Annotated in this window: 16 protein-coding genes; 10 read left to right on the top strand and 6 right to left on the bottom strand. The window is 75.6% G+C overall.

Annotated features, from left to right (window positions below; translation table 11 throughout):
- Positions 1-12 precede the first annotated feature (12 nt).
- Positions 13-2,412 carry a glycoside hydrolase family 9 protein gene (locus tag V9U69_RS04000; protein WP_337060054.1) on the top strand — a complete coding sequence of 800 codons (2,400 nt, stop codon included), beginning with the start codon at positions 13-15 and terminating at the stop codon, positions 2,410-2,412.
- A gap of 74 nt (positions 2,413-2,486) precedes the next feature.
- Here V9U69_RS04000 and V9U69_RS03995 read toward each other — a convergent pair whose 3' ends face one another.
- Positions 2,487-3,698 carry a GNAT family N-acetyltransferase gene (locus tag V9U69_RS03995; RefSeq protein ID WP_337060010.1) on the bottom strand — a complete coding sequence of 404 codons (1,212 nt, stop codon included), beginning with the start codon at positions 3,696-3,698 and terminating at the stop codon, positions 2,487-2,489.
- Between the two features lie 333 nt (positions 3,699-4,031).
- On the opposite strand from V9U69_RS03995, the gene V9U69_RS03990 reads away from it, so the two are divergent.
- Positions 4,032-4,643, top strand: coding sequence for a dihydrofolate reductase family protein (locus V9U69_RS03990; RefSeq protein ID WP_337060009.1), 612 nt, complete (start codon positions 4,032-4,034; stop codon positions 4,641-4,643).
- 70 nt (positions 4,644-4,713) lie between these two features.
- The gene (locus V9U69_RS03985; RefSeq protein WP_337060008.1) at positions 4,714-5,130 is read left to right on the top strand and encodes a hypothetical protein; all 417 of its coding nucleotides are present in this window, start codon (positions 4,714-4,716) and stop codon (positions 5,128-5,130) included.
- Positions 5,131-5,164: 34 nt separating this feature from the next.
- Here the strand turns inward: V9U69_RS03985 and V9U69_RS03980 are convergent, their stop codons facing one another.
- Together V9U69_RS03980 and V9U69_RS03975 are read right to left on the bottom strand one after the other, a co-directional pair.
- Positions 5,165-7,984 (bottom strand): family 78 glycoside hydrolase catalytic domain, encoded by a 2,820-nt coding sequence (locus tag V9U69_RS03980; RefSeq protein ID WP_337060007.1) that lies wholly within the window; start codon positions 7,982-7,984, stop codon positions 5,165-5,167.
- A 23-nt stretch (positions 7,985-8,007) separates the two neighbouring features.
- Positions 8,008-9,768, bottom strand: coding sequence for an ABC transporter ATP-binding protein (locus V9U69_RS03975; RefSeq protein ID WP_337060006.1), 1,761 nt, complete (start codon positions 9,766-9,768; stop codon positions 8,008-8,010).
- A 101-nt stretch (positions 9,769-9,869) separates the two neighbouring features.
- Between V9U69_RS03975 and V9U69_RS03970 the strand changes: the two genes are divergently transcribed.
- The 5 genes from V9U69_RS03970 to V9U69_RS03950 all read left to right on the top strand — a co-directional run bounded on the left by V9U69_RS03970 (position 9,870) and on the right by V9U69_RS03950 (position 16,106).
- Positions 9,870-12,893: a DEAD/DEAH box helicase gene (locus V9U69_RS03970; protein WP_337060005.1), complete on the top strand. Its 3,024-nt coding sequence runs from the start codon at positions 9,870-9,872 to the stop codon at positions 12,891-12,893.
- A 4-nt stretch (positions 12,894-12,897) separates the two neighbouring features.
- Positions 12,898-13,719 (top strand): SWIM zinc finger family protein, encoded by an 822-nt coding sequence (locus V9U69_RS03965; protein WP_337060004.1) that lies wholly within the window; start codon positions 12,898-12,900, stop codon positions 13,717-13,719.
- A gap of 87 nt (positions 13,720-13,806) precedes the next feature.
- Positions 13,807-14,601 (top strand): amino acid ABC transporter substrate-binding protein, encoded by a 795-nt coding sequence (locus V9U69_RS03960; protein WP_337060003.1) that lies wholly within the window; start codon positions 13,807-13,809, stop codon positions 14,599-14,601.
- Between the two features lie 30 nt (positions 14,602-14,631).
- Positions 14,632-15,300 carry an amino acid ABC transporter permease gene (locus V9U69_RS03955; RefSeq protein ID WP_337060002.1) on the top strand — a complete coding sequence of 223 codons (669 nt, stop codon included), beginning with the start codon at positions 14,632-14,634 and terminating at the stop codon, positions 15,298-15,300.
- Between the two features lie 5 nt (positions 15,301-15,305).
- A complete protein-coding gene (locus V9U69_RS03950; protein WP_337060001.1) occupies positions 15,306-16,106 on the top strand; it encodes an amino acid ABC transporter ATP-binding protein in 801 nt (266 codons plus the stop codon).
- 55 nt (positions 16,107-16,161) lie between these two features.
- Here V9U69_RS03950 and V9U69_RS03945 read toward each other — a convergent pair whose 3' ends face one another.
- The 3 genes from V9U69_RS03945 to V9U69_RS03935 form a co-directional block, all read right to left on the bottom strand.
- Positions 16,162-17,868 (bottom strand): glycerol-3-phosphate dehydrogenase/oxidase, encoded by a 1,707-nt coding sequence (locus V9U69_RS03945; protein ID WP_337060000.1) that lies wholly within the window; start codon positions 17,866-17,868, stop codon positions 16,162-16,164.
- 104 nt (positions 17,869-17,972) lie between these two features.
- Positions 17,973-19,505: a glycerol kinase GlpK gene (gene glpK / locus V9U69_RS03940; RefSeq protein ID WP_337059999.1), complete on the bottom strand. Its 1,533-nt coding sequence runs from the start codon at positions 19,503-19,505 to the stop codon at positions 17,973-17,975.
- A gap of 53 nt (positions 19,506-19,558) precedes the next feature.
- On the bottom strand, positions 19,559-20,401 hold the full coding sequence (locus V9U69_RS03935; RefSeq protein WP_337059998.1) for an MIP/aquaporin family protein: 843 nt from the start codon (positions 20,399-20,401) through the stop codon (positions 19,559-19,561).
- Between the two features lie 167 nt (positions 20,402-20,568).
- Between V9U69_RS03935 and V9U69_RS03930 the strand changes: the two genes are divergently transcribed.
- Both V9U69_RS03930 and V9U69_RS03925 read left to right on the top strand, forming a co-directional pair.
- A complete protein-coding gene (locus V9U69_RS03930) occupies positions 20,569-21,099 on the top strand; it encodes a hypothetical protein (RefSeq protein ID WP_337059997.1) in 531 nt (176 codons plus the stop codon).
- A gap of 118 nt (positions 21,100-21,217) precedes the next feature.
- Complete coding sequence (locus V9U69_RS03925; RefSeq protein ID WP_337059996.1) at positions 21,218-22,450, top strand: MFS transporter; 1,233 nt, start codon at positions 21,218-21,220, stop codon at positions 22,448-22,450.

Genomic DNA, 22,450 nt, shown 5'->3' with positions numbered 1-22,450 from the left:
GACCACGTGCCGATGCACCCCGCGCGGAAGCGCCGCGCCCGCGCACTGACCGCGGCCACCGCACTGCTCGCCCCGGCGAGCCTGCTGCTCACCCCGACCGCGGCCCACGCCGCCGACCAGATCACGAACGGCAGCTTCGACCAGGGCACCACCGGGTGGTCGATCTACCCGGCCGGGTCCGTCCAGGACGGCGCCGGCTGCACCACCGTGCCCGCCGGCAGCGCGGCCTACAGCGCGGGGATCCAGCAGGAGATCCCGCTCGTGGCCGGGGAGGGCTACAAGCTCACCTTCCGCGCCCGCAGCACCCCGGCCACCGAGGCGCCGGGGCCGGTGCGCGTCATCGTCCAGGGCGGCGCCGACGTGAACTACCACCAGTTCCTGCCGGCCGAGAAGCCCGCCTTCGGGACCGCGTTCGGCACCTACGAGTACTTCTTCACCGCCGACCGCGACTACCCGAACGCCCAGCTGGCCTTCCAGCAGGACGTCGTCAACCCCGCCGGGTACACGCTGTGCGTGGACGACGTGGTCCTCGAGGGCGGCGCCGAACGCCCGCCGTACGTTCCCGAGACCGGCCCGCGCGTGCGGGTGAACCAGGAGACGTACCTGCCCGAGGGCCCCAAGGGCGCCACGCTGGTCACCGACGCCACGAGCGCCCTGCCGTGGGAGCTGAGGAACGCCGCCGGCGCCACCGTCGCGGAGGGCAGGACCACCCCGCGCGGCGTCGACCCCAGCGCCGGCCTGAACGTGCACACGATCGACTTCAGCCGCTACGCGAAGGCCGGCGAGGAGTACGTGCTGGTCGCCGACGGCGAGACCAGCCACCCGTTCGACATCGGCGCGGCCGCCTACGAGCGCCTGCGCGACGACGCGATGACGTTCTTCTACACCAACCGCAGCGGCACCCCGATCTCCGACGAGCTCGCCCCCGGCTACGGCCGCGAGGCCGGCCACGTGGGCGTGGCGCCGAACCAGGGCGACACGGCGGTGCCGTGCCAGAGCCTGGACGACGACTCGCAGGAGATCCTCGTGAAGCAGGGCGACGAGCCCTGGACGTGCGACTACACCACCGACGTCACCGGCGGCTGGTACGACGCCGGCGACCACGGCAAGTACGTCGTCAACGGCGGCATCGCGGTCGCGCAGCTGCTGCAGCAGTACGAGCGCAGCCTGCACGCGCCCACCGCCGACCGAGGTGCGCTCGCCGACGGCACCCTGCGCATCCCCGAGGCCGGCAACGGCGTCCCGGACGTCCTCGACGAGGCACGCTGGGAGCTGGAGTGGTTCCTGAAGATGCAGGTGCAGCCCGGCCGCCCCCTGGAGGGGATGGTGTTCCACAAGGTCGCCGACGTCGACTGGACCGGTCTGCCGATGGACCCGGCCGCCGACCCGCAGGAGCGCGTGCTGTACCGGCCCTCCACCGCCGCGACCCTGAACGTGGCGGCCACCGCCGCGCAGGGCGCCCGCCTGTTCGCGGACTTCGACCCGGAGTTCTCGAAGCGCCTGCTCGCCGCGGCCCGCACCGCCTACGCGGCGGCGCAGGCCAACCCGGAGCTGTACGCCCCGGCGCCCGACGCCGCCCTGGACCCGAACCCGGGCAGCGGGCCGTACGACGACGACGACGTGTCCGACGAGTTCTACTGGGCCGCCGCGGAGCTGTACCTGACCACCGGTGAACCGCAGTTCCGCAAGGACGTCCTGCGCTCGCCCGTCCACACCGCCGACGTCTTCCCCGCCGGCGGCTTCGACTGGGGCCACGTGGGCGCCCTGGGCCGCCTGGACCTGGCCACCGTGCCCAGCCGGCTGAACGAGCAGGAGCTGCGGCAGGTGCGGCGCTCGGTCGTCGAAGCGGCCGACCGGCTCCTCGCCGGCCAGGCGAGCCAGCCGTTCGGTCAGGCCTACGCCCCCGAGGACGGGCAGTACGCCTGGGGCTCCAACGCGCAGATCCTGTCCAACCTGCAGGTGATGGGCACCGCGTTCGACCTGACCGGAAAGGACGTCTACCGCGACGGCGTGGTCCGCAGCACGGACTACCTGCTCGGCCGCAACGCGCTGAACAACTCCTACATCACCGGCTACGGCGACGTGTACTCGAAGAACCAGCACTCGCGGATGTACGCGAACCAGCTGGACCCCTCGCTGCCGAACCCGCCCGCGGGCACGGTGGCCGGCGGCCCCTACTCGCCGACCGCCACCAGCGGTGACCCGATCACCGCGGCGCTCTTCCCCGAGGGCTGCGTGGCGCAGTTCTGCTACGTGGACGACATCGGCTCGTGGTCGACCAACGAGATCACCATCAACTGGAACGCGCCGATGGCGTGGGTGGCCTCGTTCGTGGCCGACCAGGACGACGGCCGCGACTGCGCTCGCGAGTCCGGCCGCGGCAACGGGCACGGGGGCGGCCACCGCGGCTGACCCCGCCCCACCCCGCGCAGCGCCCCGTCGCCCGGCACCGCGCCGGGCGGCGGGGCGCTGCGCGTCGGGGCCGTTCAGCCGGCGCTCGGCGCCCCGGGGGCCGCCGCGGAGCCCGTGGGCGCCGCCGGGCTGTTCGAGCGCGCCACGGCCACGGCGTGCCGGAACTGCTTGACGGCGGCGAGCTGGGAGAACGCGAGGTAGCGCAGCCCGGACGCCCGGGACCCGGTGGCGAAGGCGAAGTCGTCGACGACGTGCACGCGCTCGCTCCACCGCATCTTCGCGACGTTCGGCCCCGGGGAGAAGTTGACGACCCGGTCACCGCGCTCGGCGGCGGAGCGGACCACCTCCGCCTGCAGGAGGGTCACGGCGGAGAACTCCCAGTACGCCGGGTCCAGGCCCGAGGAGTGGACGTACGTGCACCCCGGGGCGTGCAGCGCCAGCTGCACCGCCACCACCTCCCCGTCCACGACGAGCTCCACCAGGGACGCCTCCTTGGCGTCCGCCAGGCGCGGCAGGAGGGCGGTGAGGAAGCCGCGGGCCGAGTCGTCCGCGTAGGCGTCCGGGTGGGTGGAGGTGCTGCCCGCGAAACCGGCGCGCGCGGCGTGCAGCCCGAAGAACCGGTGCACGGCGGCCTCGTCGATCTCCGCGCCCTCGAGGGTGCGCAGCTGCCAGGAGCGGCCGCTCCTGGTCAGCCGGTTGCGACCGCGGCGCAGGCTCTCCTTGAGGTTGCGCTTGAACTCGCCGCGGGTGGCCTCCCAGGACTCCTGCAGCGGCAGCACGACGCAGGCGCGGGCAGCGCGGTGGGCGTGGTACGGGGACTCGGCGGTGGTGTCCTGCACCCACGCGGGTTCGAACCACGCCTCGTCGCGGGGGATCGACAGCTCCGCCCAGTCGGTGCCCACGTCGCGGCAGTGGCGCACGACGGCCTGGTGGACCGCCCGGGCCTGGCCGCGGGCGCTGAGGACCTGCGGCAGCTCCAGGGGTGTGGACCGGCCGTACCCGACGGGGACGAGGCGCCGCCCGACGGGCAGGCGCCGGGGGCCGACGGCCTGCTCGTGCATCGCGGCGACCCCGACGAGCCGGCTCTCCTCGTCCCGCACGAACAGCAGGTGGCGGTCCTCGGGGCGGGGCACGTGGGTGCTGTACCAGTGCTCCACCCACAGCGGCGAGCAGAAGGGGTTGGCCACGCCCTCCTGGCGGTCGAAGAGGCCGTACCACTCGGCGCGCGCCCAGGGGTCCAGCTCCTCGACCGGCACGCGCTGCACACTGCGTCCGCTGACCGCCACGCCCGCTCCTCACCCGTCCACCGCTCGTGGACCGCTCGCAGTCCCGGGCCGGCCCCCCGCCGGCACCGTGCTCGCGCTCGGGAGCACGTCCCGGGCACCGCTCCACCGTGCCGGACGCGGCTGTGAGAACGCTCGCTGTCGGCCGCGTCTCCCCTGGGCAGGGGACACCTCATGACACTGCGTCACACGAATGTCACGCTGCGAGGCGGCACCTCGTGCCCGGGCGGTGCTGTCGCGGGACGAGCCGACCGCGCCCCCGCGCCCCCGCGATGAGTTCCCGCGCCCGCGCGGGTCTGCAGGTCGAGCGGTGGCGCAGGAGACGGAGGAGCAGCGGTGAGGATCGTCGTCAGCGAGTTCACGAGCCTGGACGGCGTCGTGCAGGCACCGGGCGGGGCGGAGGAGGACACCGACGGCGGTTTCGCCCACGGCGGCTGGTCGATGCCGCACTTCGACCCCGAGGTGCTCGGCGGCGCGGTCGACGCCCTCATGGGCGAGACGGAGGCGCTGCTGTTCGGCGCCCGCACCTGGCGGGCCATGGCCGCCGCCTGGCCCGAGCGCGGCGAGGACGGCGACGAGTTCACCGACCGGATGAACACGATCCCCAAGCACGTCGCCTCGCGCACCCTCACCCCCGCCGACCTGACGTGGCGGGGCTCGCACCTGCTGCCGGCGGGCGACGCGATCGGCGCGGTGCGCCGGCTGCGCGAGGAGGGCGGAGCCGGTGCCGGCGGCGTGCTGCAGGTGATGGGCAGCGCCTCGCTGGCGACGCAGCTGGCGCAGCACGACCTCGTCGACGAGTACCAGCTCGCGCTGGAACCGGTGCTGCTCGGCGGCGGCAAGGGCGTGTTCCCCGCCGACGGGCGGGCGCGGCCGCTGGAGCTGGTGTCCGCGACCACGGCACCCACCGGGGTGCTGGTGTGCCGGTACCGGGTGGTGCGCGGCTGACACCGCCGCGCCCGGGGGGCTTGACGCGGGGGCGGGCGCGGGGTTCCCCTCGCAGGTGGGAGGGGTCGTCGTGGACGGGACCGGCGTCGCGAGGTCGAGGACGTGGAGGGGGCTGCCCACCGCGTGGGCGGCGTCCTACACCGCCACGGCCGCCGTCGGGGCGGTGCGAGCCCCCGGCACCGTCCTGGTCGCCGTGGCGCTGCTGTGCGTCCTGCTGCTGGTGCTGCCCGCGCTGGCCCCCGCCGCGCTGACCGCGCCCCGCCGCTCGCGCCGCGTCCTGCTGCTCGCGGCCGCGGCGGTGGCGGCGGTGGTGCCGTTCGCCGCGGGCGCCGAGTCGCTGGGCGCCCCCGGGACGGTGGTCGCCGCGGTGCTCACCGCCTCGGGCGGTGCGCTGGCGCTGCGCGCCGCCGAGGACGTCGGCGGGGCGGTGGGCCCCGCCGCGCCGCGCCGCGACCGGCGCCCCGGTTCCCCCCGCCAGGAGGCGTGAGGCGCGCCGGGTCCGCCGACGGGGCGGTGGGGCCTCACGCGCCCCGGCCGAACACCGTGCGGCCGCTGCCGACGAGGTGCGTGAGGTGACCGGCGCCCTCCTCGAGCAGGCGCGGGCGGCCCTCGCCGTGCGCACCCGGCGAGTCGGCCGGCAGGACGACGCGCGCGGTGACGCCCACGGGCACGTCCACCTCCAGCCGCGTGCCGGAGCCCTCCTCGCGCGACCAGCGCACCGAGACCGGCCCGCGCTGCGTCCAGCGGGTGCCCGCCGCCCGCCGCAGCGAGCACACCGGCGGCCGCACCTCCACGAGAGCGGCGCCGGGGGCGGCGACGCGCACCCCCAGCAGCACCTCCAGGACGTCCACGAGGGCCTGCGCGCCCCAGCCGTGGGAGAGGCTCTGGTCGTCCACGGGGTTCCACTGCTCCCAGCAGCAGGTGCCGCCGCGGGCCAGGACGTTCGCCCAGCCGTCCGCGTCCGGGTCGGTGAGCAGGCGCAGCACCGCGTCGGTGCGCCCGGCTGCGGCCAGCGCCTGCAGCAGCCGGTGCGCCGTCATCGGTCCCTGGTTCATCCCCAGGGACTGCACGTGGTCGGCGACCGCGGCGACGTCCGCCTCCGGCACGAACCCGAACGCCAGCGGCAGGGAGCTGGAGATCTGCCCGGCGTGCGCGGAGGGGGTGCCGTCGGGGGCCAGGCCGTCGACGTAGACGCCGTCCGGGCGGCGCAACCGGGCGTTGACCGCGCGCACCAGCGCGGCGGCGCGCTCCTCGTGCCGGGCGACCTCGTCCGCCGGCCGGCCCAGCGCGCGCGCCAGGCGCGCCAGCGACGCGTGCGCCTGCACCGCCCAGGCGTTGACGGGGGTGCGCACCCCGTCGAGGGTGCCGTCCCAGTCGTAGCCGTAGCGCATCGCGGCGGGCCAGTCGACGATGCCCTGCCGGTACACGGCGTTCTCCCGCCCGCGCGAGCCGCCGCCGGGCAGCGCGGTCACCAGGCCCGTGGCGGGGTCGGTGGCGCGCTGCACGTACTCGCCGATCTCCACCAGCGCCGGGTACACCTGCCCGGGCAGGTCCAGGTCCCCGGTCTCGACGTGGTGGTCCCACACCCACCCCGGGACCATCTCGGTGAAGTCGGGGATGTCGCGGGGGCCGTCGCCGTTGGGGTAGACGGCGTTGACGCGCCCGCGGAACTCCCCCTCGTTCCAGTACCGCGCCTGCGAGGCGACGATCTCGCGGATCGCCTGCCGGGTCAGGGCGCGCTCCCCGCACGCCGCCGTCGTGGCGGCGGAGATGTTGATCGCGTCGGCGGTGAACTGCCCCTTCTCCCGGGTGGGGGTGTCCAGGAACTGCTCCTGGGCGCACACCAGCGCCGAGTGCCGCATCAGCTCGAACACCTCGTCCAGCACCGGTTCGGAGCTGGAGAAGGTCGCCGGGTGCGGGGCCTCGGTGTGCTGGACCACCGCGCGCACGTCCGCGCACGTCGGCTCCTCGCCCACCAGGGCGTCCGCGGGCAGCTGCACGTAGCGGAAGCCCCAGTACGTGAACGGGCGCACCTCCTGCTCGCCGTCGCGCTGCACGACGTCGAACCAGGTGCGGCTGCCCTGCGTGGAGGTGCGGTCGGTGGCCACGCGCCCGTCGGCGGCCAGCGCGTACCCGGTGAGGACCCGGACCCGCCGGCCGGCGACGCCGCGGCGGAACCGCAGCACGGGAACGGCCGAGACGACCTGCCCGAGGTCCGCGACGAGCGAGCCGTCCGGCAGCCGGGTCAGCGACACCGCCTCGCGCTCGGTGCGTTCCAGCCGCGTCTCCTGGGCGGTCAGCCGGGTGAACTCCGGCGAACCGTCGGCGGGCGGCGGCAGCGGGTGCTCCCCCACGACGACGGGTTCCTCCCACCGCGCGCCCCGGCCGTCGTAGCCGGGCCGGTCCCAGCCCTCCGGTTCGGCGCGGGCGTCGCGCTCCTCCCAGTAGTCGCCGGCGTCGTCGTTGCGGTAGCGCTCGGTGTAGCGGCGCGGGCTTCCGGGCACGTCGTCGACCTCGGGGGCGCACCACTGCGGCGCGCGCGCCACGCGCCAGGTCCCGTCGCTGACGACGGTGGTGCGGGAGCCGTCGGCGTGGTCGGCGACGAGCTTGAGCAGGAAACCGGACGGGTGGGCGTCCGGGCCGGGAGGGTTCCCCTGGCAGGTGCCCACCCAGTAGTGGTGGATCATCCCGATCGCCAGGCGGGTTCCCGCGCGCACGTGCGCGGTGACGTCGGTGCTCTGGAAGTACCCCTCCGAGGGGTAGCCGAACGCGTGACCGAGGGCGATGACCGCGCCGTCCAGGTGCAGCTCGTACTGCTTGCTCGCCGCGACGTGCACGCGAGCCCGCACCACGGGCGAGGCGGGCACGTCCACCTCGACACGGGCCAGCGTGTAGTCGTCGTAGGCGTCCAGGGACGTGGTGCCCGACCCCGTCGCCGGTGGCGCCGGCACGCGCCGGACCCACTGCGCCCCGGACCAGTCGCGGTCGGTCAGCGCGGTGTCGAAACGCTCCTCGGGCGCGTACGGCGAGACGGCGCCGCCACGGTCCCACGTGCGCACCGTCCAGGTGAACTCCTCCCCCGGCGGCAGGCCCGCCCCGGGGCAGCGCACCCGCTGGAACTCCGGCGACTCCACCCGCCCGGTGTCGGCGACGACGCGCCCGTCCGCGGCGGCGCGCACCAGCAGCTGGTACGCGCTCTGCACCTGGTCGCCGCCGGGGTGCTGCGGCAGCCAGCCGAAGCGCGGCGAGCGGCCCGCGCTCAGCGGGCGGTGCAGGTCGTCGACGGTCAGGTGCGCGGGGGCGAGCGGCACCGCGGTGGGTTCCTGGTCCGAGTCCAGCACGGGTTTCCTCCCGGTCCGAGCGGTCACGTCCTCTGCGCCTCCTGCAGCCGCGCGTAGCGGCCGCCGGCGGTGAGCAGTTCCTCGTGGGCACCGGCCTCGACGACGCGGCCCCGGTCCAGGACGACGATGCGGTCGGCGGCGCGCACGGTGGACAGCCGGTGCGCGACGACGAGCGTGGTCCGCCCGCGCATCAGGCGCGCCAGCGCCTGCTGCACCGCCACCTCCGACTCCGCGTCCAGCGCCGAGGTGGCCTCGTCCAGCAGCAGCACCTGCGGGTCCCGCACGAGGGCGCGCGCGATGGCGAGCCGCTGGCGCTGCCCACCGGACAACCGGGCGCCGCGCTCGCCGACGACGGTGTCCCACCCGCCGGGCAGGGCGTCCACGAAACCCGCGGCGTTGGCGTCGGCGAGGGCGCGTCGCACCTTCTCGTCGGGGACGTCCCGCAACCCGTACGTGACGTTCTCGCGGACGGAACCCTCGAACAGCACGGACTCCTGGGGCACGACCGAGACGTGCCGGCGCACGCTGCGCAGGTCCAGGGTGGCGGCGTCCACGCCGTCGACGAGGAACCGGCCGGCCGTGGGCCGGACGAACCCCAGCACCAGGTTCAGCAGCGTGGACTTGCCCGAGCCGGAGGAACCCACGAACGCCACCGTCTCCCCCGGCAGGACGTCGAGGGTGACGCCGGCCAGGGCGTCCTCGGCAGCGCCCGGGTAGCGGTAGCGCACGTCCCGCAGCGCCAGCTCGCCGCGCACGGCCGCCACGGTGCGCTTGCCCTCGTTCTCCTCCAGGTCCGGTTCGGCCAGGACCTCGGCGATGGAGCGGATCGACTCCAGGCCGCGCGCGCCGGCCGGCAGCAGCATCAGCAGGTTCGTCACCGCACCGGTCAGCAGGGTGAAGTACGACGACAGCTGCACCACCTGACCGGGGGTGATCTCCAGCACCCCGGTCAGGGAGGCGAACGCGGCGAGCACCAGGCACAGCACCCCCAGCAGCTGCAGGCTCACCCACGACAGCGCGCTGAAGCGCCCGTTGAGCACGTCCAGGCGCAGACCCGCCTCCTGCACCTCGCGGGCCCCCGCGGCGACCCGGTCCGCGGCGGTGCGCTCCAGGCCGTGCGCGCGGGTGATCGGCATGAGCGTGGCCATCTCCCCCACCCGGGCGGAGAACCGCTCGACCTCCCGGCGCAGCTCCTCGTTGCGCTGCCGGGAGCGCTTCGCCAGCACGTACCGCAGCAGCACCGCCAGCGGGATGGTCAGCGCGTAGAACGGCAGGAACTGCGGGACGGAGAGCGCGGTCATCACCACGGCGCCGAGCACCACCATCGTCGCCGACAGCAGCGGGTGGGCGATCTGCTGGAACATCAGCTCGACGTTCTCCACGTCCCGCACGACCTTCGTCTGCACGACGGCGGCGCTGGTGCGGGTGTGGAAGCCGATGGACAGGTTCTGCAGCCGCTCGGCCAGCGCGTTGCGCAGGCCGGCGCCGGTGGTGCGCACCGCCCCCATGTAGCGCTTGGTGAACTGCACCATGCACGGGTAGTTCTGCACCAGGGCGGCCACGGCGACGGCCGTCCACAGCCACAGCCGGTGCACGGGGCCGCCGGTGACGAGGACGTCGATGACGCGGCCGGTGATGACCGGCATGAGCCACAGCGGCGTCTCCTTCACGGCCATGAAGGCGACGGCCGTGGCGACGCGCCGGCGGTGGGCGCCCAGCAGGTGCAGGGCCGAGCGCAGCGGACGGGCCCCGTCGAGGAGCCGGCCCGGCGGTGGGGCGGTCACCGGTGCATCCTCGCAGCGGCGGCGCCGGTTGGAAAGCGATTGCCGGGTCGCTGCGGGGCCGCCGCGGGGCCCGTGTCGGCACCGGCGCCTACCCTCCCCGCGTGCCCGCTCGCCCCCCAGCTCCCGCCGCACCGCGCGCCCACGGCGCGTGGACGCGCGCCGGCACCCTGGCCCTGTGGGTGGAGGCGCCCCGCCGGCCCGCCGGCGCGGCCCGTCCCGCCGACCTGGCGGCGCTGGCGGCCGCCGCACCCCGGGCGGTGCACCTGGCCGCGGCCCTGGCCCGGCCGGTGACCCGCCCGCTGGTGCTGGAGCTGCCCTGCACCCCCGCCGGCCGGCCCGCGGCCGCGGGCGCCCGCCCCCGCGCGGACCTGCGGCTGCGCGAGGTGGCGGTGCCCGTGGTGGAGCTGCGCGGCGACGCCGCCGTGGACGTGCTCACCGAGGTGCTGGACGCGGCGGGGCCCGGCCCGGCGGGCGCCGTGGCCGGCGACGGGCTGCGCTGGCTCGCGCACGTCGCGCGCGGGGCTCGCGCGGCGGTGGACGCCGGCTCGGTCGTGCCCGCGCTGGGCGAGGTGGGCGGCGAGCACCTGGCCCGCTGGGTGCCGCTGCCCGACAAGCGCTTCCAGCGCTGGCGCACCGCCCTGGCCGAGCTGGCGCCCGCCGTCCTGCGCGCCGAGGCCCGCCCGCCGCGCACCCCGGTCCCGGCGGCCGGCGCGCTCGTCGACGAGGTGTGCGCAGCCGTCACCGACCTGCTCGTCAGCCGCCGCACCGCGCACGTGCGCCCCGGCCCGCACGACCTGGGGCCCGCCCCGGCGGCCTGGCTGCGGGCGCTGACCACCGGCGAGACCGTGCCCGCCGGCGCGCAGCCGCGCGCCCTGGCGCACCGGGTGCGCGACTGGCACCGCAGCGCCGACGAGACCGGCTACGACCTCGTGCTGCGGGTGCTGGAACCCGCGCCGGGCGAGGAGGCGCCGTGGCGGCTGCACGCCCGGCTGCGCCCCGTGGACGAACCCAGCCTCACCCTGACGCTGGAGCAGGTGCGGGCCGAGTCCGGCGGCGGTCCCGGCGAGGACCCGCTGCTGGTGCTCATGGCCCGCACCGCCCAGGCCGCCGCCGCGCACCCCCCGCTGAAGCGGTTGCTGGCCGGTGCCGCCGACGCCGACGTCGAGGTCGGCGCCGAGGACCTGCTGGACCTCGTCGAGGTGGGCGGGCCCCGCCTGACCGCCGCCGGCGTCGCCCTGCAGCTGCCGCGGCACTGGACCCGCCGGACGGTGGGTCTCGCCCTGCACGCCGGCGCCGCCCAACCGGGGGTGGTGACGGACCCGCGGCTGCGGCGGGCCGACCTCGTCGCCTTCGAGTGGCGCGCCGCGCTCGGCGACGAACCCGTCACCGAGGCGGAGCTTCGCGCGCTGGCCGCCTCCCGCGAGCCGCTGGTGCGCTTCCGCGGCGAGTGGGTGCAGGTGGACCGCGAGGCGCTGCGGCGCAGCGCGGAGTTCCTGCGCCGGCGCGGTAGCGGCCGCGCCACCGTCCTGGACCTGCTCACCGGCCTCGGCTCGGCGCGCGACCTGCCCGCCGCCGTCACCGGCGTGCACGCGCGAGGCGCGCTCGGCGAGGTCCTCGCCGGCGGGGCCGAGGCCCACCTGCAGGAGCTGCCCGACCCGCCGGGGCTCGCCGCGGTGCTGCGCCCCTACCAGCGGCGCGGCGTGACCTGGCTGGCGGCGATGGCCCGGCTGGGGCTGGGCGCGGTGCTCGCCGACGACATGGGCCTGGGCAAGACCCTGCAGCTGCTCGCCCTGGAGCTGCACGAGCGCACCGCCGGGGACGGGCCGCCGCCGGGCCCGACCCTGCTGGTGTGCCCGACGAGCCTGGTGGGCAACTGGGCCGCCGAGGCCGCCCGGTTCACCCCCGGCCTGCGCGTGCACGTCCACCACGGCCCCGGCCGCCCGGCCGGGGAGCGCCTGGCCCGCACCGCCGCCGCCCACGACCTCGTCGTCACCACCTACGGGCTGCTCGTGCGCGACGCCGCCGACCTCGCCGCCGTGCGGTGGCGGCGCCTGGCCCTCGACGAGGCCCAGCACGTGAAGAACGTCGCCACCCGCGCCGCGCGCGCCGTGCGGGCCGTGCCCGCCGAGCACCGGGTGGCGCTGACCGGCACCCCGGTCGAGAACCGGCTGGAGGACCTGCGCGCCGTGCTGGACGCGGTGAACCCGGGCCTGCTGGGCAGCGCCGCGAGCTTCCGCGACACGTTCGCGGTGCCCGTGGAGAAGCTCGGCCACACCGCACCCGCGCGGCGCCTGGCGCTGGTGACCCGCCCGTTCGTGCTGCGGCGCACCAAGACCGACCCCGCGGTGGCGCCGGACCTGCCGGAGCGGCTGGAGATGACGGTGCGCGCGAACCTCACCCCGGAGCAGGCCGCGCTGTACCGGGCGGTGCTGGACCGGATGCTGGCCCGCCTCGCCGACGCCGACGACCTCGGCCGACGCGGGCTGGTGCTGGGCACCCTGACCCGCCTGGCGCAGGTGTGCAACCACCCCGCGCACTACCTCGGTGACGGCTCCGGCGTCCTGCACCGCGGCCGGCACCGCTCCGGCAAGCTCGCCGTCCTCGACGACGTCGTCGCCACCGCCCTCGCCGAGGGCGAGAAGGTGCTGTGCTTCACCCGGTTCGCGGAGTTCGGGCACCTGCTGGCCCCGCACCTGTCCGAGCGCACCGGCCGGCGCGTGCCGTTCCTGCACGGCGGGCTGACCCGCTCCCGCCGGGACGCGGTCGTGGCGGAGTTCGCCCGCGAGGACGGCCCGGCGGTGCTGCTGCTGTCGCTGCGCGCGGCCGGCACGGGCCTGAACCTCACCGCCGCCAACCACGTCGTGCACCTGGACCGCTGGTGGAACCCGGCGGTGGAGGACCAGGCCACCGACCGGGCGCACCGCATCGGGCAGCGGCGCGCGGTGCAGGTGCGCACGCTCGTCAGCGCCGGGACCCTGGAGGAGAAGGTGGACGAGGTCATCGCCCGCAAGCGCGAGCTGGCCGGCTCGGTCGTCGGCGGTGGTGGTGAGCGCTGGATCACCGAGCTGGACGACGAGGCGCTGCACGACCTGCTGCGCCTGGGCGCCGACGCGGTGGGGGACTGACGCCGTGGCCCGCTCCCTGCGCCCCGCACCCCGCGGCGCCCGGGACGGCGCCCGGCGCCCGCGCCCGGCCGCGGCCCGCTGGTCCCGCCGGCTGCTCACCTCGCTGCCCGCCGCGCTGGAGGGCGAGAACGACCCCACCACGTGGCGGCGCGGCGCCGAGCTCGCCGGGACGGGTGCGGTGGGTGAGCTGCGGGTGCGCGCCGGGGCGGCCACCGCCCGCGTGCAGGGCGAGCGAGCGCGCCCGTGGCTGGTGGAGGTGGGCGTGCGCCGCTTCGGCCCCGCCGAGCTGGACGCGCTCACCGCGGTCCTGGTGGAGAACCCGCTGCTCATCGCCCCGCTGGCCGGGGGCGACGTGCCGCCGGCGCTGGGCGACCTGCTCGGCGAGGTCGGCCTGGACCTGCTGCCCGCACCGGGTGAGCTCACCCGCGACTGCAGCTGCCCGGACGACCGCGAGCGCGCCTGCGGGCACGTCGCGGCCCTGCTGCACGCGCTCGCCGAGCACGCCGACGCCGAACCCGCCGCCGTCCTGGTGCTGCGCGGCGCGGAGCCGGCGGGGCTGCTGCGCCGCGTGGAGAGCGCCGCCTCCGGCCCCTCCCCCGCCGCCGACGTCCTGCCGGCCGACCCGGTCGCGTTCCACCGGCTGGCCGCGGAACCGCCGGAGCTGAGCCCGGTGCGGCGCGCGGCGGAGCGCACCGCCGCCGACGACCTCGACGAGGCGGTCCTGGGCCCCGGCGCCGGCGGGTTCGCCGACGCGCTGCGCCCGTTCTACGCGGCCCTGCGCGCCTCGGCCACGCCCGCGACCGGTGGGCGCCGCGGGAATGGATGACCCCCCGCCCGCTGCTGCACCGGGACGCGTGCCCGCCGTGGGTGCGCGGCGCCCGCAGCGGGCGCACAGCACCAGGAGGACACCCCGATGCGCCGCAGGACCCTCGGCACGCTCAGCGCTCTCGCCCTCACCGGGCTCCTCGCCGCCTGCGGCGGCGAGGGCGACACCGGCGCCGGCTCGGGCGGTGCGGAGGAACCCCTGACGTTCGGCACGGAGGGCACGTACGCGCCGTTCAGCTACCACGACGAGCAGACCGACGAGCTCGTCGGCTACGACATCGACGTGGCGGAGGCGGTCGGTGAGGAGCTCGGCCGCGAGGTGGAGTTCTCCGAGAACACCTGGGACGCCCTGATGGCGGGCATGGAGGCCGGCCGCTACGACGGCGTCGCCAACCAGGTCTCCATCACGCCCGAGCGCGAGGCCGAGTACGCCTTCTCCACCCCCTACACGGTCTCCACCGGCGTCGTCGTCACCCGCGCCGGCGACACGTCCATCACCTCGCTGGCCGACGTGGCGGGCAAGACGTCGGCGCAGTCCGCGACGAGCAACTGGGCGCAGACCGCCACCGACGCCGGTGCGCAGGTGGAGGCCGTCGAGGGCTTCGCCCAGGCCGCCACCCTCCTCAAGCAGGGGCGCGTCGACGTGACGATCAACGACAACCTCGCCGTCCTGGAGTACCTCAAGACCACCGGGGACACCGGCATCGAGATCGCCGCCGAGACGCCGGACACCACCCAGCAGGCGTTCGTCTTCCCGAAGGAGGACACCGAGCTCGCCCAGCAGGTCAGCGACGCGCTGGAGAGCCTGCGCGCCGACGGCACGCTGGCGGAGATCTCGCAGAAGTGGTTCGGTGAGGACGTCTCCGGCCCGGCCGCCGGCTGATCCGGGCGGCGGGACGGCGGAGGGGAGCACGTGGACGCGGGTACGTGGCAGCTGGTGCTGGACTCGCTGGGGCCGCTGCTGAGCGGGCTCGTGCTCGGCACCATCCCCCTGACGGTCATCAGCTTCACGCTCGGTCTCGTCCTGGCGCTGGTCGTGGCGCTGATGCGGCTGTCCGGCGTGCGGGTGCTCTCGGGGCTCGCGCGCGCCTACGTGTCCGTCATCCGCGGCACCCCGCTGCTGCTGCAGCTGTTCATCATCTACTACGGGCTGCCCTCGCTGGAGGTGACGATCCCCGCCTTCCCCGCCGCGGTGATCGCCTTCACCCTCAACGTCGGCGGCTACGCCTCCGAGGTCATCCGTTCCGCGATCCTCGCGGTTCCCCGCGGCCAGACCGAGGCGGCGCTGACGATCGGCATGGACTACCCCACCACGATGCGCCGCATCGTGCTGCCGCAGGCGTCGCGGGTCGCCGTGCCCCCGCTGTCCAACACCCTCATCTCGCTGGTGAAGGACACCTCCCTCGCCTCCACGATCCAGGTGACCGAACTGCTCCGCCGGGCGCAGGAGATCGCGGCGCCCACGTTCGAGTTCTTCGTGCTGTACGGGGTGGCGGCCGTCTACTACTGGGTGGTGTGCCTGGTGCTGTCGTTCGCCCAGTCGCGCGTGGAGACGCGCCTGAACAGGTACGTGGTGAGGTGAGCGCGGTGCGGGGAGCGACGGGCGCGGGGGCCGCCGGGGGCGGGGCGCCGCTGCTGGAGGCGCGCGGGCTGCGCAAGGCGTTCGGGGACCACGAGGTCCTGCGCGGCATCGACGTGACCGCACCGGCGGGTACCGTCACCGTGCTCATCGGCCCGTCCGGGTCGGGCAAGACGACGGTGCTGCGCTCGCTCAACGCGCTGGAACTGCCGGACGCGGGCAGCGTGCGCATCGGCGAGGTCGAGGTGGCGTTCCCGCAGCCGGAGCGCGGCGGTGCGGCGAAGCGGGCGGTGCGGCGGCTGCGCGCCCAGAGCGGCATGGTCTTCCAGAGCCACAACCTGTTCCCGCACCTGAGCGTCCTGGCGAACGTCGTGGAGGGCCCGGTCGTCGTGCAGCGACGACCGCGCGAGGAGGTGCGTGCCGAAGCGGTGGCGCTGCTGGAGCGCGTCGGCCTGGCCGACAAGGCCGAGCAGTTCCCCTTCCAGCTCTCCGGCGGCCAGCAGCAGCGCGTGGGCATCGCCCGGGCGCTGGCGATCCGCCCGGAGCTGATGCTGTTCGACGAGCCCACGTCCGCGCTGGACCCCGAGCTCGTCGGCGAGGTCCTCGCCGTGATGCGAGACCTCGCCGCGGAGGGGTGGACGATGGTCGTGGTGACGCACGAGATGCGCTTCGCCCGCCAGGTCGCCGACGAGGTGCTGTTCCTCGACGGCGGCGTCGTCGTGGAGCGGGGCCCGGCCGAAGCCGTCCTCGCCGACCCCCGCGAGGAGCGCACGCAGCGGTTCCTGCGGCGTCTCACCGACCCGCTGTGAGCGGTCCCGCCGCACCGCGCTCGCGGTGCGGCGGGACCCGCGCAGCGGGGACGCGTCAGACGGGGACGATCTCCGGGGCGCGCAGGCGCACCGCGTCCGCGGCGGCGTCGTCGGGCTCCTCCTGGGAGGCGCGCTCGGCGGCCACCCGCTCCAGGTAGGTCCGCACCTCGGTGGCGCGGCGCTCCTCGTCCCAGCCGAGCGCGTCGCCCACGAGCTGCGCGACGAGCTCGGCGCTCTCGGTGCCGCGGTCGTACGTCTCGATGGAGATGCGGGTCCGGCGGGCCAGGACGTCGTCCAGGTGGCGGGCGCCCTCGTGCGTGGCGGCGTAGACGACCTCCGCCTTCAGGTAGTCGTCGGCGTGCGGCAGCACCTCGCCCAGGGTCCGGTCCCGCTCGACCAGGGCGAGCACCTCGTCGATCGCCGAGCCGTAGCGGTTCAGCAGGTGCTCCACGTGGTCGACGTGGATGCCGGCGCGCGCGGCGAGCTGGTGCCGCTGGTTCCACAGCGCGTGGTACCCCTCGGCGCCCACGAGCGGCACGTTCTCGGTGGTCGAGGGCGGCACCTTGCCGTCCAGGCCGTCCACCGCCACGTCCACGGCGTCCTTCGCCATGACCCGGTACGTCGTGTACTTGCCGCCGGCGACGACGACGAGGCCGGGCACGGGGTGGCCGACGACGTGCTCGCGGGAGAGCTTGCTGGTGGACTCCGACTCCCCGCTCAGCAGCGGGCGCAGCCCGGCGTAGACGCCCTCCACGTCCGCCCTCGTCAGCGGGGACTTCAGGACCCCGTTGGCGTGCTGGAGGACGTAGTCGATGTCGGCGCTGGTGGCCGCCGGGTGCGCCTTGTCGAGGTCCCAGTCGGTGTCGGTGGTGCCGATGATCCAGTGCCGGCCCCACGGGATGATGAACAGCACGCTCTTCTCGGTGCGCAGGATCATCCCGGTCTTCGACTGGATGCGGTCGCGCGGGACCACCAGGTGGATGCCCTTGGAGGCGCGCACCTTGAACTGCCCGCGCGCCCCCACGAGCTCCTGCGTCTCGTCGGTCCACACGCCGGTGGCGTTGATGACCTGCTTGGCGCGCACCCGGATCTCCTCGCCGGACTCCAGGTCCACGAGCACCGCGCCGACGACCCGCTCGCCCTCGCGCAGGAACTCCTTCACGCGGGTGCGGTTGGCGGCGAGGGCGCCGTAGGTGGCGGCGGTGCGGGCGATCGTCATGGTGTGGCGGGCGTCGTCGACCTGCCCGTCGTAGTACTGGATGGCGCCGACCATGGCGTCGCGGCGGATGCCGGGCGCCTCCTTCTGCACCCCCTTGCGGGTCAGGTGGCGGTGCAGCGGGAAACCCTGGTTGTTGCCGCTGGACAGCGCCATGCCGTCGTACAACGCCACGCCGGAACCCACGTAGGGGCGTTCGGCGAACCGCTTGGTCAGCGGGTACAGGAACGGCACCGGCTTCACCAGGTGCGGGGCCAGCTTGTTGCGCAGCAGCCCGCGCTCGCGCAGCGCCTCGTGCACGAGGGCGAAGTCCAGCATCTCCAGGTAGCGCAGGCCGCCGTGGATGAGCTTGCTGGAGCGGCTCGAGGTGCCGCTGGCCCAGTCGCGCGCCTCCACCAGCCCGGTGCGCAGGCCGCGGGTCACCGCGTCCAGGGCGGCGCCGGTGCCGACGACGCCCCCGCCGACGACGAGCACGTCGAGCTCGCCCTCGGCCATCTCGCGCAGCGCGTCCTGCCGCGCCTGCGGCGACAGCGGTTTGGTCTCCACGTCGTGTCCTCCAGATCGAGCGTCTCGTCCATCGTGCGGCCTGCCGCCGCGGGGCGCGCGGGCGGGGTGCCCCCCGCCCGCACGCGGTCACGTCCTCGCGGGCGTCAGTCGACGTCCACCCAGTCCAGCGTGCGCTGCACGGCCTTCTTCCAGCCCGCGTAGCCGTCGCTGCGCTGCTCGTCGGTCCACGTGGGCTCCCAGCGGGCGCCCTCGTTCCAGTTCGCCTTCAGCTCATCGGTGTCCTTCCAGAACCCGACGGCCAGGCCGGCGGCGTAGGCGGCGCCCAGCGCGGTGGTCTCGGCCACGACGGGCTTGGAGACCGGAACGCCGAGGACGTCCGCCTGCAGCTGCATGCACAGCGTGTTCGCGGTGATGCCGCCGTCGACCTTGAGGACCTCCACGGCCACGCCGGAGTCCTCGGCCATCGCCTCGGTGACGTCGCGGCTCTGGTAGCAGATGGACTCCAGGGTGGCGCGGGCGATGTGCGCGTTGGTGTTGTACCGCGACAGGCCGACGATCGCGCCGCGCGCGTCCGAGCGCCAGTAGGGCGCGAACAGGCCGGAGAAGGCGGGCACGAAGTAGCAGCCGCCGGAGTCGGGCACCTGGCGGGCCAGGCTCTCGGACTCGGAGGCGCCGGAGATGATGCCGAGCTGGTCGCGCAGCCACTGCACCGCGGAACCGGTGACGGCGATGGAACCCTCCAGCGCGTACACCGGCTTCTCGCCGTTGAACTGGTAGCAGACCGTCGTCAGCAGCCCCGCCTTGGAGCGCACCAGTTCGGTGCCGGTGTTCAGCAGCATGAAGTTGCCGGTGCCGTAGGTGTTCTTCGCCATGCCCGGCTCGAAGCACACCTGGCCGACCATGGCGGACTGCTGGTCGCCGAGGATGCCGGTCAGCGGGACCTCACCGCCCAGCGGGCCGTCGGGCCGGGTGGTTCCGTACCCCTGCGTGTACGAGGAGGGCTTGATCTCCGGCAGCATCGAGCGGGGGATGCCGAAGATCTGCAGCAGCTCGTCGTCCCAGTCGAGGGTCTCCAGGTCCATGAGCATGGTGCGGCTGGCGTTGGTGACGTCGGTGACGTGGACACCGCCGTTCACCCCGCCGGTCAGGTGCCAGATCAGCCAGGAGTCGGTGTTTCCGAAGATCGCGTCGCCGCGCTCGGCGGCCTCGCGCACGCCCTCGACGTTCTCCAGGATCCACTGCACCTTGCCGCCGGAGAAGTACGTCGCCGGGGGCAGGCCGGTCTTGCGCCGGATCGTCTGCCCGCGCTCGTCGCGGTCCAGGGCGGAGGCGAGGCGGTCGGTGCGGGTGTCCTGCCACACGATGGCGTTGTAGTACGGCCGGCCGGTGCGGCGGTTCCACACCAGCGCCGTCTCGCGCTGGTTCGTGATGCCCAGGGCGGCGAGGTCGTCCGCGCCGAGGTTCGCCTGGCGCAGCCCGCTCTGGATCACCGAGCTGGTGCGCTCCCAGATCTCGATGGGGTCGTGCTCCACCCAGCCGGGCTTCGGCATGATCTGGGTGTGCTCGAGCTGGTACTTGGCCACCTCGTTGCCGCTGTGGTCGAAGACCATGAAGCGGGTCGAGGTCGTGCCCTGGTCGACCGCGCCGACGTACCGGGCTCCGCTGTCGTTCGCCATGTTCGTGCTGCCTCTCTGCAGGGTCTCGCGGGGTGCGGGTGCGGGTGCGGTGCTCAGTCGTCCTCGGAGGGCAGGCGCCCCGCCGGCTGCGGCTGCGGCTCGGGCTCCGGCAGGTGCCGCTCGATGAGCAGCCGGTACAGCGCACCACCGATGAGCGCGCCGATGAGCGGGGCGATGATCGGCACCCAGAAGTAGAACTGGCCGCCGGGCTCGCGCATCGCCGTGGAGTACCCGGTGAGGAACGACGCCAGGCGCGGGCCGAAGTCGCGGGCCGGGTTGATGGCGTAGCCGGCGTTGCTGCCCCAGGCGAAGCCGATGGCGACGACGATCAGGCCGATGATGAACGGCGCGAGGTTCGCCGCCGGCGGCGTGGCGCGCAGCTCGGTGACCGCGAAGATGAGGAAGACGAGGATCGCGGTGCCGACGACCTGGTCCAGGAACGCGGTGCCGATGCTGACGCCCGTGCCGGGCAGGGTGGAGAAGATGCCCTGGCTGTCGAAGGTCGTCTCCGGGTCCACGGTCGCGATGGCGTCGGCGTACACCCAGCGGACGATGAGCGCGGCGACGAGCGCGCCGAGGACCTGCGCGACGCTGTAGGGGACGACCTTGCGCCAGGCGAAGCCCTTGAACACGGCGAGCGCGAGGGTGACGGCGGGGTTCAGGTGGGCGCCGGTCGTGCGCCCGGCGACGTAGACGCCGAAGGTGACCCCCAGGCCCCAGGCCCAGTGGATCGAGTCGTTGTCGCCGTTCTGGCCGGCGACGACCTGGGCGACGACGCCGACGCCGAAGAGGATGAGGATCGCGGTGCCGGCGAACTCGGCGAGCATCTCGCCGACGAGCGTCGGCTCGCGGCGCACCACGGGTGGCGTCGTGGACGCCGGTCTGGTCTGGGCCATGGGTGGGGAACTCCTCGTTGAGTCGACGGGCGGCTCGGGGCCGCGGTCGGGGACGTTAGGAGGGGGGCGCGAGGGCGTCAACGACCCGCGTTCGACGATGTCGAACGATCGGCGCAGGCCGGTGCCGGCGCCTCAAGGACCGGGCGCGGGCGGCCGATGCAGGCCCGGTGACCCCGACCCCCAGCGCGACCGCCGCCCCCGTCCGCCCCGCGCCGTCCCTCGCGACGGCCGTCGCCGCGCCCGCGGCACCGCGGCGGCCGGTGCGGTCCGCGCTGGAGCACGCGCTCGAGCACGCGTTGGACGCCGACCACCGGCTGGGCACGGTCACGGCCCTGCTCCTGGTCGAGGTCGCCGACCCCGGCACCTGGTGCCCGGCCGCCGCCGAGCGGCGCATGCGCACGGCGCTGCGGGCCGCCGACCGGTGGCTGCCGCTGGACCCGGGCGTGCACGCCGTGCTGCTGACCGGGCTGCGCCCCGCCGGCGCCGAGGGCACCGTGGAGCGGGCGGTCGACGCCGTGCTGCACGCGCTGGAGATGTGGGAGCCCGCCGGGGAGGGCTCGCGGGTCAGCGTCAGCGTCGGCGCCAGCCTGGCGCCCACCCGCGCCGCCACCGCGGCCGAGGCCGTGCGGCAGGCGGCCGCGGCGCTGGAGCTCGCGCGCTCGGCGGGCGGCGACTGCGCGCGCATCAGCGCGGCCTGACGCGGGCCCGACACGGACCTGAACCGGTCAAGGTCCGCCCGCCCGGCTGTGGCAGGCTGCGGGAGCCGGCGCAGCCGCCGGCGCCGAGCGGCACGTCGACGCGGACTGGAACGGTGACATGGCTGGGTACGTCGCGCTGCTGCGCGATCCTCGGGTGGCGGCTCCCTTCTCGGCGTCCGTGGTCGCCCGCGTCCCCATCGCGACGATCCCGCTGGGCCTGGTGCTCCTGGTGCGCGACCTGCGCGACGCGTGGGACCTCGCCGGGCTGGTGACGGGCGTCTTCGCCGTGGGCCTGGCCGTGGGCACCCCCTTCTGGGGGCGCGGCCTGGACCGGCACGGGCAGCCGCGGGTGCTGCTGCCGACGGCGTTCTCGTGCGCCGCGCTGCTGCTGGTCCTGACCGCGGCGATCGCGGCGCCGGCGGTGCCGGCGGTCGTGCTGCTGGTCCTCGCGCTCGGCGCGGGCCTGACGTTCCCGCCGCTGAGCCCGGCGATGCGCACCACCTGGCGCGTCGTGGTGACCGACGAGCGGCTGCGCCGGCGCGGCTACGCGCTCGACGCGGTGGCCGTCGAGACGCTCTTCGTGGCGGGACCGCTGCTGCTGACACTGCTGCTGGCCGTCGGGCCGGCGGTGGTGCCGCTGGTGGCCACGGCCGTGGCGCTCGCCGGCGGCACGCTGGCCTACTGCCGGTGCGAGGGGCCGCGGCGGCGCCCGGGCCCCGCTGCCCGCGCCGAGACGTCCGTCGGCGCGGGCGCCGGCCTGGGGGTGCTGCGGGCGGTGGGGATCCCGGCGGTGCTGACCGTGATGGCGGCCATGAGCATCGGCTTCGGGCTCCTCGACGTGTCGATGGCGGGCATGGCCGAGCAGCGGTTCGGCTCGGCCGACGACCTCGGCGTGCTGTTCGCCGCGATCGCGGGTGGGAGCGCGGTCGGCGGCCTGCTGTACGGCAGCCGCTCCTGGGCCAGCGCGGACCGGCTGCGCCTGGTGGTGACCCTCGCCGGGTTCGGCGCCCTGCTGGTGCTGCTGGCCGCCAGCGCCGGCAGCGGCGCGCCGCTGCCGCTGCTGCTGGGGGCGCTGTTCGTCACGGGGCTGTTCATCTCCCCCAACCTCATCGCCGCCCAGCACCTCGTCGACGACCTCGTGCCGGCGCACCGCATGGGCGAGGCGCAGGCGTGGCTGACCACGGCCATCACGGCGGGCGCGGCGATCGGCAACGCGGTGGCCGGCGCGGTGCTGGAGCACCGCACGGCCCAGCTGTCGCTGGCCACCGCCGCCGGGGCGGTGCTCGCCGCGGCCGCGGTCGCCCTGCTGGCGCAGCGGCGCTGGCGCGGCACGGTGGCCGTGCCCGCGTAG

Origin of the sequence: Kineococcus sp. G2, from assembly GCF_037154035.1 — a bacterium.
Taxonomy (GTDB): Bacteria; Actinomycetota; Actinomycetes; order Actinomycetales; family Kineococcaceae; genus Kineococcus.
This window is presented reverse-complemented; position numbering and strand designations above follow the sequence as displayed.

What these genes read in the sequence shown, in the direction of transcription:
- V9U69_RS04000 (WP_337060054.1), top strand. Translation starts at nt 13, where the DNA reads ATGCACCCCGCGCGGAAGCGCCGCGCCCGCGCACTGACCGCGGCCACC.
- V9U69_RS03960 (WP_337060003.1), top strand. Translation starts at nt 13,807, where the DNA reads ATGCGCCGCAGGACCCTCGGCACGCTCAGCGCTCTCGCCCTCACCGGG.
- glpK (WP_337059999.1), bottom strand. Translation starts at nt 19,505, where the DNA reads ATGGCGAACGACAGCGGAGCCCGGTACGTCGGCGCGGTCGACCAGGGC.
- V9U69_RS03935 (WP_337059998.1), bottom strand. Translation starts at nt 20,401, where the DNA reads ATGGCCCAGACCAGACCGGCGTCCACGACGCCACCCGTGGTGCGCCGC.
- V9U69_RS03925 (WP_337059996.1), top strand. Translation starts at nt 21,218, where the DNA reads ATGGCTGGGTACGTCGCGCTGCTGCGCGATCCTCGGGTGGCGGCTCCC.